Origin of the sequence: Curtobacterium sp. PsM8, from assembly GCF_030433875.1 — a bacterium.
In the GTDB taxonomy this organism is placed as follows: Bacteria; Actinomycetota; Actinomycetes; order Actinomycetales; family Microbacteriaceae; genus Curtobacterium.
Genome location: NZ_JARUXD010000038.1, coordinates 18,747 through 35,079, shown reverse-complemented (window position 1 = coordinate 35,079; position 16,333 = coordinate 18,747). Strand labels below are relative to the sequence as shown.

Genomic DNA, 16,333 nt, shown 5'->3' with positions numbered 1-16,333 from the left:
CCGCCGCCCCCGGGGGGCCCCTGGGGTGGTTCCGCCCGGGCCGGGACGGGCCCGGGTGGTCCCCGGTCGGGCGGCTCGCCCCGCGCCACACCACGGGTCCCGTCCGTCGTCCGGCTGCGCCCCGCACGGCCAGCGCTCCCGCTACCGCTCCCCCGCGTACCGCGGGTCCGCCGCCGGGTCGTACCGCGCTCCCGCCGCGCTCGTGAACTCCTGCGCGTCCGGGTGCTCGGCCTGCCACAGTGCGCCGACCTGCCCCAGCTCGACCGCCCCACACCGGGTGTCGGCCTGTGCCGACTCGGCAGCAACCGCGATCGCGAACACGACCGGGTCCTCGTCACCGAGGTCGACCGGGTGCCCGGACGCCCGCATGCACCCCACGTACCGGTCCCACGCCGCGACGTACTCCGGCCTCGTGACGACCCCGTCCTCGACGGCGTCCTGCTGCTCGGGCGACGGACCCGGCACCGGGTCCGGACGTGCCCACGCAGCCCAGACGGTCATCGGGCTCCCGGCGTGGTCCACCCGGACGACCGGCCGCTCCCCCGCACTCGACCCCACGGGCAGGGTGATCGACGTCCCGCAGTCCGCGGTCGTCGGCTCACCATCGCCCTCGTCCGCCCCGACGGTGACGGTCGCGGTCTCGGGCGGCGCGCATTGCAGCCCGACGGCGACGTGGTGCGCGCCGGACGGCCGGTCGGGCAGTGTCAGGCTCGTCGCCCCGTCGCTGACGCGGACGACCGGTGCGCCGAGCAGGGTCACGTCCCCGGCTACACCGGTCTCGACGAGGGCTGTCGCGTCCTCGGGGGCGAGCGTCTGCTGCAGGAACCCGGTGCCGACGAGCGCTCCGGCGGTGAGGGCGCCGGCGGCGACGAACGCGCCGACGCCGATCGTCGGGACGAGCCAGCGACGCCGCCTGGCGGAACGACCGACGCGGTCGACGAGCAGGGCGCGGAGGGCGTCGTCTCGGGAGGTCGTGTTCATCGTGGTCCTCCGGTGGTGGTCGCGGGTGCTGTGGGGGCCGCCGTCTGCTCGGCGAACTGTGTGCTGAGGCGTTTCCGGGCGCGGGAGAGGCGGGACTTGACGGTCCCGAGCGGGACACCGAGGACCTCGGCGGCCTCGGACTCGCGGTGTCCGGCGATCACGCAGAGGGCCAGGACCTGCTGGTCGGCCGGGGAGAGCCTCCGGAACGCGGCGACGGCAGCGCCGTCGTCGTGTCGGTCGGCCGGGTCCGGAGCGTGGTCGGCGGGCGGGAGCGTGGCGAGCAGGCGCCGGTACCGCATCGTGGTCCGCGTCGCGTTCCGTGCGACGTTCGTCGCGGTGACGAGCAGCCACGGCAGCAGGTCGCCGTCGACGAGCCGGGCGCTCCGTCGTCGCCGCCAGGCTTCCAGGAACACGACCGCCACGACGTCGTCGACGTCCACCTCGGGCGGCACCAGCCGGAGTGCATGACGGTGCACACGGTCACGGTGGCGGTCGAAGACGCGGCCGTAGGCCTCGCCGTCACCGCGGCCCGCTGCCGCCCAGTCCTCGGCGTCGTCGCCGCTTCCGGTTCTCATGTCCTGGAGTGTCCGGCACCGCCCGGATGGTTCCACCCGGTGGTACCCGCGTGTCGGAGCGGTGCCCCTTCTGCGGTCCGGTCAGTCCCGGCGCTGCATGGCGGTCAGGCGCTCGTTGTACGCCTTGAGCTCGGCGTCCCCGTCGCGCTCGGCCTGGCGGTCCTTGCGCTTGGCGATGCGCTCGTCGGAGCGCACCCAGTTCCGCACGACGAGCAGGGCCACGAACACCATCGGCAGTTCGGAGGCCCCCCACGCGATGCCGCCGCCGACGTGCTGGTCGTCGAGCAGGGCGCGGTCGTTCGTCTGCCCGAGCGCGTGGAACCAGTCGATCGCGTACACCGACTGCGACGTCATGACGGCCACCCCGAAGAACGCGTGGAAGGCCAGCGTCGCGAGCAGGGCGATGATGAGGATCGGGTACTGCGGGCGCGCCGGGCCCGGGTCGATGCCGACGAAGACCCAGAAGAACAGGTACCCGCTGAACACGAAGTGCACGACCATCACGACGTGCCACTCGTGCGACTGCATCGCGTACTCGAACGCCGGCGTGAAGTAGAACACCACGAGGGACCCGGCGAAGATGACACCGGCGACCGCGGGCTTGCCGAGGAACTGCATCCACCGCGAGTGCACGAACAGCATCAGCCACTCGCGGGCGCCGCGGGACCCGTCGTTGCGGACCGGCAAGGTGCGGAGCGCCAGCAGCACCGGACCGCCGAGGACCAGCGGCAGCGGGACGAACATCATCAGCAGCATGTGCTGGACCATGTGCGACGAGAAGTGGATCATGCCGTAGACCGCCGGGCCGCCGGAGGTCGTCCAGATGAACACGGCGCAGCCGAGCAGCCACGCGATGGTCCGGCCGACCGGCCACGAGTCACCGCGCTGCCGGAGCTTGCGGACGCTCCACAGGTACCAGCCCGCGCCGACCAGGGCGAGCGCGAGCCACATCCAGTCGATGTGCCACTGCGACAGGTACGTCTGCATGGTCTGCACCGGCGGGTACGCGTAGCCGATGAGCCCTGAGCGCGTGTCCGCCCCGGTCTCCGGCGTCTGCGGGATCGGCGGCTGGCTGCGGGACACCGCGACCGAGACGCCGATCGCGACGGCCATGAAGACGATCTCGGCCAGGGCGAACCGGACGAACAGGCGGCGGTCGGTCGGCGCGCGGAGCAGACCCGGCACGAGCTTCCGCCGCTGCACGACCCCGGCGATGCCGAGCAGCACCAGGATCGTGGCCTTGGTCGTGATGAGCCACCCGTAGGGCGTCGTGAACAGGTCGAGCGGCCCGGTCAGCCGGAGCTGCGCGTTCACGATGCCGGAGAACGCCACCGCACCGAAAGCCCACCCGGCGAGCGTCGAGTAGCGGGCGACGACGCGTCCGGTGGCGCCCTTCATCCGGGTGCGGAGCAGCACGACGGAGACGAGCCCGCCGGCCCACACGCACACCCCGACCAGGTGCACGGCGAGGGAGTTCACGGCGTTGGCGTGCTCGAGCGACCCCGCGGCGTGGCCGGACAGGGCGAGGGGCAGCAGTGCGAAGAGCGCGGCGACGGTCGCGAACGCCAGGGTGGTGGCCCGGGTGGCCAGTGCCGCGAGCACCGTCGCGATGAGGATCGCGGCGGCGGAGACGACCAGTGACTGCCCGATCTCGACCTGGAACGCGAAGAGCAGGAAGTTGCGGGCGAAGACGGGGCTGGTCAGCGGGACGCCGAGGGTGTTCGCCCCGGTGAGCACGATGCCGACGACGGCGGCCAGGAACCAGATCGACCCGGCGATCGCCGCCCAGCGTGCGGCCCGGTGCTGCACCGACGACATCGCACCGTGGTCGGCCTTCTGCGCCGGCAACGCGAACGCCGCGACGATGAGCAGACCGACGGTCAGCGCTGCGACGCCGTCGTGCACGCCGCGGGCGGCGACCAGACCGAACTGCACCAGGTCGCCGGCCGACTCCAGCTGCTGGTTCGCGGTGAACGCGCCCGTGATCGTCATGCCGAGGACCGCGCACGCGACCACGAGGGGCACGGCGATGACCAGGACGGTCGCGACGGTGGACGTGCGGGTGGTGACGGGCGCGTGTTCCGGTGCCGGGCCTCCCGTCCGGGTGGCAGTGTCCGGACGCTGCGCGCTGTCCGGACGGTGGGCGCTGTCGGTCCCGGTGGCGCTGTCCGGTTGGGGCTGAGAAGACGTGACGGCCATACCTGTCTCGGGTCGGTTCCGTCCGCGGTCCGCGGACCCTCCATCGTAGGCGCGCCGCTCTGGACCCACCATGTGGATTCACCCCCTGGTCCGCACCCGACCAGCCACGTCCGCCCGGGTCGGCCAGTAGGCTTCCCCCGTGCTGCTCTCCGACCGTGACATCACCGCCCAGCTCGACCAGGGCCGGATCGGCCTCGACCCCTACGACGCCGCCCTCGTGCAGCCGTCGAGCATCGACGTCCGGCTGGACAAGTACTTCCGGCTGTTCGACAACCACAAGTACCCGCACATCGACCCCGCGGTGGACCAGCCCGACCTGACGCGCCTGGTCGAGACCGACCCGGACGAGGCCTTCGTGCTGCACCCGGGCGAGTTCGTGCTCGGTTCGACCTTCGAGGTCGTCTCGCTGCCGGACGACATCGCCGCCCGCCTCGAGGGCAAGAGCTCGCTCGGACGGCTCGGGCTGCTGACGCACTCGACCGCCGGCTTCATCGACCCGGGCTTCTCCGGCCACGTGACCCTCGAGCTGTCGAACGTGGCGACGCTGCCGATCAAGCTCTGGCCGGGGATGAAGATCGGACAGCTCTGCTTCTTCCAGCTGTCGAGCCCGGCCGAGAAGCCCTACGGGTCGGCGGACTACCAGTCCCGCTACCAGGGGCAGCGCGGACCGACGGCGTCACGGTCGGCACTGAACTTCCACCGGGCGGACGTGTCCCAGCCGCGCTGAACGGGCCTCCCGGTCGGTTCGCCGAGCCGCCAGCGGAATCCGGTACGAAATACGGAATCCTGTGTATCGTTGCCGACATGCCGCCTGGACACGCTCGTGCGTCGATGACGACGCTCTCCGCCGCCGCGATCATCCGTGACGCCCGGCAGCGCGCCGACCTGACCCAGGTGCAGCTCGCCCGGCGGGCGGGCGTCACCCAGAGCGTGATCAGCACCTACGAGAACGGGCGTCGCGAGCCCTCGCTCGCCGCCCTGCAACGTCTGCTGCTCGCCGCGGGCTTCCGCACGTCGATCGACCTGCAGCCCGTCTCCGAACCCCTCCCCCTGCGCGAGCTGGTCCACCGGCACCGTGACGAACTCTGCGCGTCCTTCGCCCAGCACGGTGCCGTCGCCGTCCGCCTGCTCGTCGGCGCCTCCGGACCGCACCGCGAGGACGACTGGCCGGCCGACGTCGAGCTCGTCGTGGAGCTGACCCCGCCGACCGGCATGTTCGCGCTGATGCGGATGCAGGACGACGCCGAGGCCCTGCTCGGCGTCCGCGTGGACGTCCTGGCGGCCGACGCCCTGCCGGACGAAGTACTCGAGCGGGCGGTCCCGCTGTGACGGCGCCCGTCCGGCAGTCCCTGGACGACGTCATCGCGTCCTGCGACCGGATCCGCACCTACGTCGCCGACCCGGCCCTGCCCGAGGAGCTGGTGCACGACGCCGTCCGGATGCGCCTGGTCGACATCGCCGCGGCGGTGCAGCGCCTCCCGCCGACGATGACCGAGCAGGAACCGGCCGTGCCGTGGTCGCAGGTGTCCGCGCTCGCGGAACGGCTGACGCGGCGACCGATCGAGACCCCGGCGTCCGTGCTGATCGGCACGGCGCGGACCGACGTGCCGGTCCTCTGTGCCGCGGCTCGCCGGATGCGCGCCCGCTGCGCCTAGGGACGGCAGCGTCAGCGTCGGGCAGCGCCGCCCGCGCCGAGCGGCGACCGCTCGTCAGTCCCCGTGGACGATGCAGACGGCGTCGAGGTCGAGCGATGCCTCCAGCGCCGCCGTCACCCCGCGCTCGCCGTCGTCGTCGAACGGCGTCACCGTGTCGACCCACCACAGCGGCACCGGGAGCGCCGGGGCGTCGGGCAGCAGCCGCGTGACCTCGTCGAGTTCGTCGACCCGTCGCACGCCGAGCACCGTGATGACCGGGTGCGTGGCGTCGCGGCAGACCTGCAGCATCGGACCGTCGTCGAGCGCCCGGACGCCCCAGGCGTCGTCGTGGAGCAGCAGCGCCTCGGCGACGTCGCGGACCTGCACCTCGCCGCGGCAGAGGAGGGTCACGTCACGCGGCACCCGGGGACCCCTGACCGCCGTGCTGCATCGCGTGCGGCCCGAGTGCGCCGTCGTCGTGGGCGGCGTCGAGGGGCGCACCGCCGACGAGCTGCAGGAAGCGGTCCTCGTCGATGCGGTCGAGGAACGACTCGAGCGCGGTCCAGCCGTCCTCGAACCGGACGACCAGGCCTTCGCCGACCTCGCCCGCAAAGGTGTCGGTGGTGGTGCGGACCGGCGGCCACTGACCGCGGCGGTCCAGGAAGCGGGTGGCCTCGGGGCCGACGATGACCGCGAGCGGCTCGGGTTCGCCGTAGCCGACCGCGCGGACCAGGTGGTCGGCGTCCCCGCGGCGCTGCATGACGACACCGAAGACCGGCTCGACGTCGCTGGCGACCCGGTGCACCGCGTCGAGCAGGCGGGAGGCGAGCTGCGGGTCGGAGCCGCCCTCGGGGACGGTGAGGACGGCGGACATCGTCTCGACGACGACCCCGCCGGTCAGGTGCGCGGTCATCGTCGCGGCGAATCCGTCGCCGATCGCGTAGGAGGTGCTGATGCCGGGCGACTCGTGCATCGCGTACTGCGTGACGACCCAGCGGTCCCAGGTCGACGTCAGCGGTTCCGAGGTGCCCCACCGCGTCGGGCAGGTGCCGACCGTCTCGCACAGCGCCTCGATCGCGGAGCCGATGTCGACCGTCCGCTCGTCGTGGTGGCGGAGGGTCAGGTCGATGCTGATCTGCCGGACCGAGCCGACGGCGTCGCGGTGCTCGGGCGACGGGTCGCCGAGGAGTTCGGGACCGTGCGTGACGAAGTCGTCGAGGCTCGCGGCCGGCACACCCGTGCGGCCGTCGCGGAGCGCCCCGTCCGGTCCGCGGACCGCCCACGCAGCGCCGTGCGCACCCAGCGCGTGCCGCAGGGCGGGGGTGAGTGCAGCCTCCTGGCCGGTCCGCAGGACGACCGTGCGACCGGCCGCTTCGGCGCGACGCAGCAGTGAGTCGAGGGAGTCGGTGAGCCACACCACGGGGGCGCTGGAGTCCACCACGATGGCCGGGCCGACCACGTCGTCGATGAGGGGGTGTCGGACCATTCCGGTTCCTCCTCGGGTCGGTCGTGCGAGCTCGGTGATCCCCTCGGACGGTACACACGGCCCCCTGGCGATGTCCGTCGGAGAGCGCGGCTCACAGCGGAGAGACAGGGGCGGACGGGAGGCGCGGCGTGCGTCCGCCACGGGCGTCCGGCTGGCATCCAGCGGAAGTTCCGCTAGGCTGGTGCGGTCCCGTTCGACGGGATGCGCGAGTGTAGTTCAATGGTAGAACTCCAGCTTCCCAAGCTGGTAGCGCGGGTTCGATTCCCGTCACTCGCTCCGATTCCCCTCCTCCTGCTGGCGAGCTGGCCGCTGGTTCGCTGGCCGACGGTGTGCTGGCCAGGACGCTCACCGGCTTCATCCCGCCGTGCGCCCCCAGGCACGGATCGGACGTACGCGGACGGTGGAGGTGCGACGGTGACAGGAGGCCGGGTAGGCGTCGCGACGCTGATCGCGCTGCTGTCGGTCGCGTTGACCGGGTGCGTCGTCCCGGCACAGCCGGAGCCCCAGGACTACACCGGCACCTGGCGACTCCAGGGAGAGAGCGGCGACCGCGCCGCCGAGTTCACCGTGTCCGCCGACCGGACCTACACGGCGCGCAACATCCCCATCAACCTCGCATGCCGGACCGGGAACGCCGCGACGAGCCCTCCGGGTTGCGCGGACGGCGGGTACCCGACGAACTTCTCCGGGCACTGGAAGGTGGCAGAGGGGAGCTCGCCCGGGATCCGCTTCTACTATGCCGATCGGTTCGTGCGCCAGGGCTACGTGGACAGCGGCGGACTCGCCTTCTACGTCGGGACACTCGATGCTCCCCGCCCGGATTACCTCTTCGTGCGTGCGTCCTCGAAGTGACTCGAGCGGGCTCGTCGAGCCGACGCTCCTGAAGGGCCCGGCTCCCGGAGCTTGCAGCCCTCTCATGGCCGTCAGGCGCTGCCGGCCCTAGCCTCGACTCGCCAGACGATCGTCTGGCGAATCGAGTTCTGGGAAGGAACCCGTCCATGCGTCATGCTCCTCGCCCCCGCTGGTCCACGGCGTTGTTGGTCACCGGTGGAGTCCTCGCGGCCGCGTCGCTCGCCGTCGGAGCCGCCGGGCCGCTCCCCGCAGCACACGCCGACACCGGCACGTCGGTCGGCTCCGCCGTGGCCGCGTCCTCGTCGTCCCGTGGTGGCCTGCACTACGTGGCGCTCGGGGACTCGTACGCCTCCGGGTTCGGCGTGGCGCCCTACAGTTCGGGTCCGGCGGCCGGCTGCGCGCAGTCCACGACCGACTACCCGCACCAGGTCGCATCGTCCCTGGGCCTCCGACTCGACGATCGGAGCTGCGCCGGCGCGACGACCGCCAACGTCACGCGGGTGCCGCAGCCGACCGGTGCGGGGAAGGTCACCGCCGCCCCGCAGGTCGCTGCACTGTCCGCGAGCACCGACGTCGTCACGATCTCGATCGGCGGCAACGACCTCGGCTTCACCGACGTGGTCACGAACTGCATCGCGCTCGGCCAGGACGGTCCGCTGTTCTCCGACATCAACGGCGTGAGCTACGACCACTGCAAGGACCACTACTCCCCGGTCGTGCACGGTGTCGAGCGTGACCGTCTCGCCGCACGCATCAAGAACACGGTCGCGCCGCGGCTCGCACAGACGTTCCGGACGATCGCGCAGCGCGCACCACGGGCGAAGGTGTTCGTCGTCGGGTACCCGATGATCGCGCCGGACGCGGCCCAGTCCCCGAAGGGCTGCTTCTCGAGCATCATCGGTGACTCCGGGCTCGAGCCGCCGTTCCCGCAGAACTCGTTCCCGTTCACCAGCACCGACACCGCGTACTTCCACAAGACCGAGGCGGAGCTCGACGGCGCCATCCAGTCAGCGGCGCAGGCTCGTGGGTTCACCTACGTCTCGACCTTCGACGGGTCCGCGGCCCACACCGCGTGCGCCTCGGCCGGCTCGGCCTGGATCGCCGGGCTCACCCTGACGGACCACCCGGACCCGGCGAACAGCACGCAGCTCGGCGACACGGGCTACGGCCTGCTCTTCGGGTCGCTGCACCCGAACGCTGCCGGTGTCGCGTACCTGCGCGACCAGACCATCGCCGCGATCACCCGGGCGCACGGTCACACGCGCGGCTGATCGACCGAACGGGTGAGGCCGGGTCCACCGACGCGCTCTGCGTCGGCGGACCCAGCCTCCCTCGACCACGGCGTGACGGTGTTCAGCCGCGCTCGGTACGGACCGGGTGCGGCTCGCCGAGCAGTCGCCGGGTCCAGTCGGCCAAGGCCGAGACCGCCCGCCGCGACACCGTGGCGTCGGGCACCATGCTCGTGAAGCCGTGGAAGGCCCCGGGCCACACGTGCAGCTCGGCGTCGACGCCCGCGGCCCAGAGCGCGCTGGCGTAGGCGACCGTCTCGTCGCGGAACACCTCGGCGCTGCCGCAGTCGATGTACGTCGGCGGCAGGTCGGCCAGCGAGGTCGCGCGTGCCGGGGCCGCGTACTCGGACACGTCGCCGGTGCCCCGGCGCTCGCCGAGGTAGGCGTCCCAACCGGACCGGGTCATCTGACGGTCGGCGACCCCGACACCGTCGATCTGCTGCGTCGACACGGTGCGGTCGCGGTCGTCGAGCATCGGCGACACCAGGATCTGGCCGAGGACGGCCGGGCCGCCCCGGTCGCGCATCAGGAGCGCGGTCCCAGCTGCGAGTCCCGCACCGGCGCTCTGCCCCGCGATGACGATGCGGTGCGGGTCGATGCCGAGTTCGTCGGCGTGCTCGGCGACCCACACCAGGCCGGCGGCGCAGTCCTCGACCGGGTAGGGGTCCGGGTGTTCCGGGGCGAGGCGGTAGTCGACGCTGATGAGGACGACGTCGTGGTCGAGCAGCCAGTCGTCGTAGGAGTCCAGGTTGCCCAGGTGGTGGCCGAACATCATGCCGCCGCCATGGATCGTGTAGACCCCGGTCGTCGGACCGGTGCGGCCGATGCGCTGGATGACCGCCAGTTCGATCGGGTCGCCGAGGTACCCGGGCACCGTGATGCTCCGACGTTCGAGACCGCGCGCACGCAGTCCGTCGTCGAGCGTCTCGAGGGGGACGTCGAGCTGGCGCATCCGGGGCAGCATCTCGGGCGTGAGGCGGAGCGGTCCGCGGGCGGCGAGCGCGTCGAGGAACGGCGCGAGCTCGGGGTCGAACGGCGGGCGGGTGATGACGTCAGACATCGGATTCCTCCTGAGCGGTGGTGGTTGCAGGGGTGTTCGCGAGGGTGGTGCGGGCGCGGAGCACGCCGACGACGACCAGGACGGCGGCGACGATCGTGACGGCGACGCCTGCGACCGAGACGGCACCGTCGAACGCCGCGGTCCGGTCCGGTGTCCAGGGCGTCGCACCGAGGCTGCCCGGCACGAGGGCGGCGAGGATCGTCCCCGTCGCAGCGATGCCGACGGCGGTGGCGACCTCGCTCGCTGTGTCGACGAGCGCGGCACCGATCGACGTCCGGTCGGCGGGCAGCCCCTGTAGGACGTTGTTGCCGGCCACGGCGCCGACGACGCGCATGCCGGCCGCGACGAGCACGAGGGCGACCAGGACACCGGGGTAGCCGAGTCGTGCGGTCAGGGCGAACACGGCGAGGCCGACGACGACCGCGGCGGCACTGAGGCGTGCGGCCCGGTCGAGCCCGACGCGTCGGACGAACGGCCCGACGAAGCGGCCACTGGCCAGCAGGACGACCACCTGGGGCAGCGTCCCGACCGCGGCGAGCGCCGGGGGCCAGCCCCAGGCGAACTGCAGCTGCAGGGTGACCAGGTACGACAGGGCGGCCATCGCGAGCCCTGCGGCGGCCTTGTAGGCGAGCCCGCTCGAGACCAGCGGTCGGGCGATCAGCTGCAGGTCGAGCAGGGGGTGGCGTGCGGTGCGCTCCCGCACGACGAAGCCGGCGGCCACCAGGACGGTCGCCGTTCCGGCACCCCACCCGGCCCAGCCGGCAGCGCCGCTGACGACGAGCGTCGGGGTGACGAGGACGCCGACGATGCTCGCGGTGCCGAGGACCGCCCCGATGACGTCGACCGGGTCGCGGTGCAGGTCCGCCGGGCGGTCGACGGCGATGCCCGCGCGGATGCCGACGACGGCGACGAGGGCGATCGGCACGTTCGCGACGAGCAGCACCTGCCACGGTGCCACGGCCAGGACGAACCCGCCGATGGTGGGTCCGACGGCGAGGCCGACAAGCCCGGCGGTGGAGATCACCGTCAACGCCCGGACGCGCAGGTCCTCGGTGCCGAAGAGCCGGAACGCCAGCGCCATCGAGCCGGGGGTCGTCATCGCGGCGGCGACGCCCATCAGCGCCCGGACGACGATGAGCTGCTCCACCGAGGTGACGAACATGGTCGCCAGGCTCGCCACGGCCAGGAGCACCAGGCCGACGAGCATCGTGCGACGACGTCCGACGCGGTCGGCGACCGAACCGAAGAGCAGCATCAGCCCGCCGAAGGCCACCGAGTAGGCACCGGACACCCACTGCAGCGCGGTCGTCGAGGCGGCCAGGTCGCGGGCGATGGTGGGGAGGGCGACGTTGAGGACCGAGTTGTCGAGCATCTCGAACAGGAACACCGCGGACAGGCCGGCGAGGGGCAGCCAGGCGTCGCGGAGACCAGCAGGTGGCGAGCCAGTCGTGGTCGCCGGAGAGGTCGGTGCTGATGAGGTTCGTCCGTGCACGGGCGCACTCCTTCGATGAAGAAGTGGCGACTCCCGTGAGACGCGTACGCGGTTCCGCCTGCCGGAGCAGAGCGGGTTTTTTCCCTCTGCGTCGAACCCTAGCCCATACGGTGTCGTCATGGCCATCGCACCCTCGACCGACGGACCGACCACGCACGCGTTCGACCACGTGGTCATCGGCGGCGGGATCCTCGGCGCGGCCACCGCGCGGTCGTTGGCCGCCCGCGGCGAGCGCGTCCTGCTGCTCGAACAGCACGACCGCGGACACGTGCACGGCTCCTCGCACGGGGGCAGCCGGATCTTCCGCATGGGCTACCCCGACGCGGACTACGTCGAGCTGACGCTGCGCGCCTGGGACGCCTGGGCCGCGCTCGAGTCCGCGTCGGGCCGGACCCTGCTCGACCACACCGGCGCCGTCGACCACGGTCGCCCCGAGGTGGTCGACGCGATCGCCGCCGCACTCGGCACCGCGGGGATCGCCGCCGAACGGCTGACCCCGGCCGAGGCCGCCGCCCGCTGGCCCGGCATCGCCTTCGAGGGGCACGTCCTGGCGCACGCCACCGCGGGCCGGATCCGGGCCGCGGACGCCCTGGAGGCCCTGCTCGACCTGGCAGCATCAGCCGGCGCCGACCTGCGCTTCGGTGTGCGGGTGACCGAGGTGCACGACGCCGGCGACACGGTGACGCTGACCCTCGGGGACGGCACCACGGTCCGCACCGGCAGTGTCGTCGCGGCCGTCGGTGCCTGGGCGCCCACGCTGGTGGGTGCGCTGCTCGCCGGGCGGGGGGCGAGCCTCCCGGCCATCCGCGTCACCCAGGAGCAGCCCGCCCACTTCCCCAGCCACCTGCCGGACGAGGCGTGGCCGTCGTTCGTGCACCACCCGGCCGACGGCGGCGGGGTCTACGGGCTGCTGACGCCGGGCGAGGGCGTCAAGGTCGGGTTCCACGGCACCGGGCCGGTCGTCGACCCGGACGACCGCGACCGGACGCCCGATGCGGCCGAGGTGGCGCGGCTGCAGGCGTACGTCGAGCGGTTCGTACCGGGCGTGGACGCGTCGCGGCCGACGCTGATCAGCTGCCTGTACGACAACTCCCCGGACGAGGACTTCGTGCTCGACCGGCGCGGGCCGGTGACCGTCGCGACCGGGTCCTCCGGGCACGGGTTCAAGTTCGCGCCGCTCGTCGGGGAGATGCTGGCGGACCTCGCGATGGGCGGCCAACCGCACCCGCGCTTCGCCCTCTGACGCGGGCGCACCCGCCGCACCGCAGGCGCGCCCGGCGCACCGCAGCCGCGCCCGGCCCGTCCCGCGTCTCAGTCCTGCTCGGTCGCCGCGCGCTCGGGGTCGTCCTCGGCGTCCTCGCGGCGGTCCTGGACGAGCTCCTTCGTACGGAGCAGCCGCAGTGCCGTCACGAGCACCAGCCCGCCGAGCACGTTGAACAGCAGCGTGTACCCGAACCACCCGAGCCACTGGCCGTAGGTGATCGGCGCGCCCGACTGGATCGCGCCGAAGACCAGCAGCGAGTCGAGGATCGAGTGGAACAGCTGCAGGCCGGCGAGCAGGAACCCGCCCGCGACGGCGGCGACGAGCTTCGCCGGGTCCGAGTCGGTGCCCTGCTGCATCCGGGTCATCAGCGTGATGGTGCTGCCACCGAGGACGGCGAGCACGATGCTCTGCAACCCGAACGGTGCGTCGATGTAGTGCGACGCGGACTCGGCGAGGGTGGCGTGCCACTGCGGGAACGCCTGCACCACCAGCCACATGAAGACCCACCCGCCGGCGAGGTTCGCGAGCAGGGTGCCACCCCAGAGCTTCACGAGCTGCAGGACGGTCCCCTCGCGGGCGACGACCGCGGCGACGGGCATCAGGAAGTTCTCGGTGAACAGTTCGCTGTGCGCCAGGTGCAGGGCGATGAAGCCGATGCCGAACGCGAGACCGGCGAGCAGGTGGCTGTCGGTCTCGGTGAGCACGGCGAGGTACGCCATCACGCCGAGGCCGACCTCGAGGCCGCCGAAGAACCCGGTGATGACGATCGCCCGGGTCGTGCGGTGCAGGCGTTCGGCGCCCTCCTCGATGGTGGCGTCGAAGGACTCGGCGAGCTCGTCCTCCACGGGGGCGTCGGTGGATCCCAGTTCGCGGCGGCGGTCGTCGGTCATCGTCCGGACGGTACTCAGCGCTCCCCGGGCTCCCTGCGGGGTGGGTCCGCGAAACGCAACGCGGGCGTCATCGCGCAGCGGTACTCCGTGGTGTGACGCCGCCGGGGTTGCGTTCCGCGGAAGCCAGTAGCGTGTGCGGATGCGCGTCGTCATCGCACCGGACTCGTTCAAGGGCACCGCGTCGGCGGCCGAGATCGCGGACGCCGTCGCCGTCGGCTGGCGGAGCGAACGACCGGACGACGACCTCGTCCTGCTGCCGATGGCGGACGGCGGCGAGGGCACCCTCGACGCCGTCGCCGCCGCGGTACCGGGCAGCGAACGCGTCCCGGTGACCGTGACCGGACCGGACGACCGGCCCGTCGAGACGGCCTGGCTCCGGCTGCCGGACGGCCGCGCCCTCGTCGAGCTCGCGGCGACGAGCGGGCTGACCCTCCTCGATGCCCTGCGTCCCGACACCGCGCACACCACCGGGTTCGGGCAGGCGATCGCCGCAGCCCTCGACGCCGGGGCGACCGGGCTGCTCCTCGGCATCGGCGGCAGCGCCTCGACCGACGGGGGCGTCGGTGCACTGCAGGCGCTGGGCCTCGCGCTCGGGACGGCGGTGCCGGCGGGCGTGACCGGCGGGGCGGTGCTCGACCACGTGCCTCCCGTCGACACGGGCGCGCTCCGATCCCTGCCACCGCTGGGGGCCGTGGTGCTGACCGACGTGACCTCGCCGCTCCTCGGACCCGACGGCGCAGCCGCCGTGTTCGGCCCGCAGAAGGGCGTGACGCCGGACCGTCTCGCCGTGCACGAAGTGCGGCTCAGCCGCTGGGCGGCGTGCTTCCCGGACGTCGCCCCCACCACCCCGGGCGCAGGCGCCGCGGGCGGGACGGGCTTCGGCCTCCTGGCCTGGGGCGCCGTCCTCGCGCGTGGCGCCGCGACCGTCGCGGACGCCATCGGACTGTCCCACGCCGTCACCGGGGCCGACCTCGTGGTCACCGGCGAGGGCCGCTTCGACGCGCAGAGCGCTGCCGGCAAGGCACCCACGGTGGTCCGGACGCTCGCCGAGGCACGCGGGATCCCCACGGCGCTGGTCGCGGGGGTGGTCGAGACGTCGGTCGACGGGTTCACGCTGGCGGCCTCGCTGACGGTCATCGCGACGCAGACGACGGGCGAGCCCGACGACGCCCTGCGGGACCCGGTGCGGTTCGCTCGGATCGCCGGCGCGCGGTTCGCCCGGGCGCAGGACGCCTGACGCCGCTCGCGGACAGCACGCCACGCACTGTCGGACAGCACGCCACGCGCCTCCGGGCAACCCAAAGGGTGTTCCAGCCGTACCTGTCACGTGTCGCGCAACCGGAGCAGGATCGTTGGCGGGCCGCACCCGGCCCGACATCCCCACCCCACGAGGAGACCCTTGCGCACCGTCAACGCGTACGCGGCACCGTCCGCGACCGAACCGCTCGTCAAGACCACCATCGAGCGCCGCGACCTCCTGCCCGGCGACGTCATGATCGACATCGCCTACGCCGGCATCTGCCACTCCGACATCCACACCGTCCGCGGCGAGTGGGGCCCCATCCAGTACCCGCAGGTCGTCGGCCACGAGATCGTCGGCCACGTCACCGAGGTCGGCGCGGACGTCACGAAGTACGCCGTCGGCGACCTGGTCGGCGTCGGCTGCATGGTCAACTCCTGTGGCGAGTGCGAGCAGTGCCTCGCCGGCCAGGAGCAGTACTGCCTGAAGGGCAACATCGGCACCTACGCCAGCGTCGACCCCGCCGACGGCACGATCACGCAGGGCGGCTACTCGCAGGCCGTCGTCGTGGACCAGGACTTCGTCCTCCGTGTCCCCGAGTCGCTCGACATCGAGAAGGTCGCCCCGCTGCTCTGCGCCGGCATCACGCTGTACTCGCCGCTGCACCACTGGAAGGCCGGCCCCGGCATGCAGGTCGCGATCGTCGGCCTCGGCGGCCTCGGTCACATGGGCGTCAAGATCGCCGCGGCCCTCGGCGCCGAGGTCACCGTCCTGTCGCAGACCACCTCGAAGCAGGAGGACTCGCTCCGCTTCGGCGCGAAGGCCCACTACGCAACCAAGGACGCCGAGACGTTCGAGAAGCTCGCGAACTCGTTCGACCTCATCATCAACACGGTGTCGGCCAAGGTCGACATGGGTGCGTACCTGAACCTGCTCAAGGTCGACGGCACGATGGTGAACGTCGGTGCGCCGTCCGAGCCCCTCGAGGTCCCGGCCTTCGCCCTGATCCCGGGCCGCCGCAGCTGGGCGGGTTCCGCGATCGGCGGCATCCAGGAGACGCAGGAGATGCTCGACTTCTGCGCCGAGCACGGCATCCTGCCGGAGACCGAGCTCATCAGCGCCGACCAGGTGAACGAGGCCTACGAGCGCGTCCTCGCCTCGGACGTCCGCTACCGCTTCGTCATCGACGCGGCGACGCTCGCGTAACGACCTGCGCGCGACGTCACGCACGTCGTCCCGCCGGTCCACACCGCGAACGGGAGGCCCGTCACCAGCTGGTGACGGGCCTCCCGTCGTGTGGTCCACCCGTCCGGACCCGCTGTCCCCCGATACGGGCGCGAACCTGGCCGGGACCTCAACGTCTCCCAGACA

At 72.8% G+C, this 16,333-nt stretch carries 16 protein-coding genes and 1 tRNA gene; 9 read left to right on the top strand and 8 right to left on the bottom strand.

Annotated features, from left to right (window positions below; genetic code table 11):
* Nucleotides 1-141: 141 nt before the first annotated feature.
* The 3 genes from QCD68_RS10440 to QCD68_RS10430 all read right to left on the bottom strand — a co-directional run bounded on the left by QCD68_RS10440 (nt 142) and on the right by QCD68_RS10430 (nt 3,755).
* The gene (locus tag QCD68_RS10440) at nt 142-981 is read right to left on the bottom strand and encodes a hypothetical protein (protein ID WP_301222966.1); all 840 of its coding nucleotides are present in this window, start codon (nt 979-981) and stop codon (nt 142-144) included.
* On the bottom strand, nt 978-1,556 hold the full coding sequence (locus QCD68_RS10435; RefSeq protein ID WP_301222965.1) for an RNA polymerase sigma factor: 579 nt from the start codon (nt 1,554-1,556) through the stop codon (nt 978-980). Before QCD68_RS10435 ends, QCD68_RS10440 begins: the two co-directional genes overlap by 4 nt.
* An 81-nt stretch (nt 1,557-1,637) precedes the next feature.
* The gene (locus QCD68_RS10430) at nt 1,638-3,755 is read right to left on the bottom strand and encodes a cytochrome c oxidase assembly protein (RefSeq protein WP_301222964.1); all 2,118 of its coding nucleotides are present in this window, start codon (nt 3,753-3,755) and stop codon (nt 1,638-1,640) included.
* A 139-nt stretch (nt 3,756-3,894) separates the two neighbouring features.
* Between QCD68_RS10430 and dcd the strand changes: the two genes are divergently transcribed.
* The 3 genes from dcd to QCD68_RS10415 all read left to right on the top strand — a co-directional run bounded on the left by dcd (nt 3,895) and on the right by QCD68_RS10415 (nt 5,410).
* Nucleotides 3,895-4,482, top strand: coding sequence for a dCTP deaminase (gene dcd, locus QCD68_RS10425; RefSeq protein ID WP_111076014.1), 588 nt, complete (start codon nt 3,895-3,897; stop codon nt 4,480-4,482).
* A 77-nt stretch (nt 4,483-4,559) separates the two neighbouring features.
* A complete protein-coding gene (locus tag QCD68_RS10420; protein WP_301222963.1) occupies nt 4,560-5,084 on the top strand; it encodes a helix-turn-helix domain-containing protein in 525 nt (174 codons plus the stop codon).
* Nucleotides 5,081-5,410, top strand: a complete 330-nt coding sequence (locus QCD68_RS10415; protein WP_301222962.1) for a hypothetical protein — start codon at nt 5,081-5,083, stop codon at nt 5,408-5,410. The genes QCD68_RS10420 and QCD68_RS10415 overlap by 4 nt, the downstream gene beginning before the upstream one ends.
* 54 nt (nt 5,411-5,464) lie before the next feature.
* On the opposite strand, the gene QCD68_RS10410 is transcribed toward QCD68_RS10415, so the two are convergent.
* Both QCD68_RS10410 and QCD68_RS10405 read right to left on the bottom strand, forming a co-directional pair.
* On the bottom strand, nt 5,465-5,800 hold the full coding sequence (locus QCD68_RS10410) for a hypothetical protein (protein ID WP_301222961.1): 336 nt from the start codon (nt 5,798-5,800) through the stop codon (nt 5,465-5,467).
* 1 nt (nt 5,801) lies between these two features.
* A complete protein-coding gene (locus QCD68_RS10405) occupies nt 5,802-6,875 on the bottom strand; it encodes a DUF6177 family protein (protein WP_301222960.1) in 1,074 nt (357 codons plus the stop codon).
* A 205-nt stretch (nt 6,876-7,080) separates the two neighbouring features.
* Here QCD68_RS10405 and QCD68_RS10400 point away from each other — a divergent pair.
* From QCD68_RS10400 to QCD68_RS10390, 3 genes are all read left to right on the top strand, one after another.
* Nucleotides 7,081-7,151, top strand: a tRNA-Gly gene (locus QCD68_RS10400).
* A gap of 138 nt (nt 7,152-7,289) precedes the next feature.
* A complete protein-coding gene (locus tag QCD68_RS10395) occupies nt 7,290-7,727 on the top strand; it encodes a hypothetical protein (RefSeq protein ID WP_301222959.1) in 438 nt (145 codons plus the stop codon).
* Nucleotides 7,728-7,873: 146 nt separating this feature from the next.
* On the top strand, nt 7,874-8,998 hold the full coding sequence (locus QCD68_RS10390; protein WP_301222958.1) for an SGNH/GDSL hydrolase family protein: 1,125 nt from the start codon (nt 7,874-7,876) through the stop codon (nt 8,996-8,998).
* An 82-nt stretch (nt 8,999-9,080) separates the two neighbouring features.
* Here the strand turns inward: QCD68_RS10390 and QCD68_RS10385 are convergent, their stop codons facing one another.
* The gene (locus tag QCD68_RS10385; RefSeq protein ID WP_301222957.1) at nt 9,081-10,076 is read right to left on the bottom strand and encodes an alpha/beta hydrolase; all 996 of its coding nucleotides are present in this window, start codon (nt 10,074-10,076) and stop codon (nt 9,081-9,083) included.
* Nucleotides 10,069-11,568: an MFS transporter gene (locus QCD68_RS10380; RefSeq protein WP_367316832.1), complete on the bottom strand. Its 1,500-nt coding sequence runs from the start codon at nt 11,566-11,568 to the stop codon at nt 10,069-10,071. Before QCD68_RS10380 ends, QCD68_RS10385 begins: the two co-directional genes overlap by 8 nt.
* Nucleotides 11,569-11,686: 118 nt before the next feature.
* Between QCD68_RS10380 and QCD68_RS10375 the strand changes: the two genes are divergently transcribed.
* Nucleotides 11,687-12,811, top strand: a complete 1,125-nt coding sequence (locus tag QCD68_RS10375; protein WP_301222956.1) for an FAD-dependent oxidoreductase — start codon at nt 11,687-11,689, stop codon at nt 12,809-12,811.
* Between the two features lie 68 nt (nt 12,812-12,879).
* Here the strand turns inward: QCD68_RS10375 and QCD68_RS10370 are convergent, their stop codons facing one another.
* Nucleotides 12,880-13,722 carry a formate/nitrite transporter family protein gene (locus QCD68_RS10370; RefSeq protein ID WP_221850393.1) on the bottom strand — a complete coding sequence of 281 codons (843 nt, stop codon included), beginning with the start codon at nt 13,720-13,722 and terminating at the stop codon, nt 12,880-12,882.
* A gap of 139 nt (nt 13,723-13,861) precedes the next feature.
* Between QCD68_RS10370 and QCD68_RS10365 the strand changes: the two genes are divergently transcribed.
* Nucleotides 13,862-14,959, top strand: coding sequence for a glycerate kinase (locus tag QCD68_RS10365; protein ID WP_301222955.1), 1,098 nt, complete (start codon nt 13,862-13,864; stop codon nt 14,957-14,959).
* A 162-nt stretch (nt 14,960-15,121) separates the two neighbouring features.
* Complete coding sequence (locus QCD68_RS10360; protein ID WP_111076025.1) at nt 15,122-16,168, top strand: NAD(P)-dependent alcohol dehydrogenase; 1,047 nt, start codon at nt 15,122-15,124, stop codon at nt 16,166-16,168.
* Nucleotides 16,169-16,333: the final 165 nt, after the last annotated feature.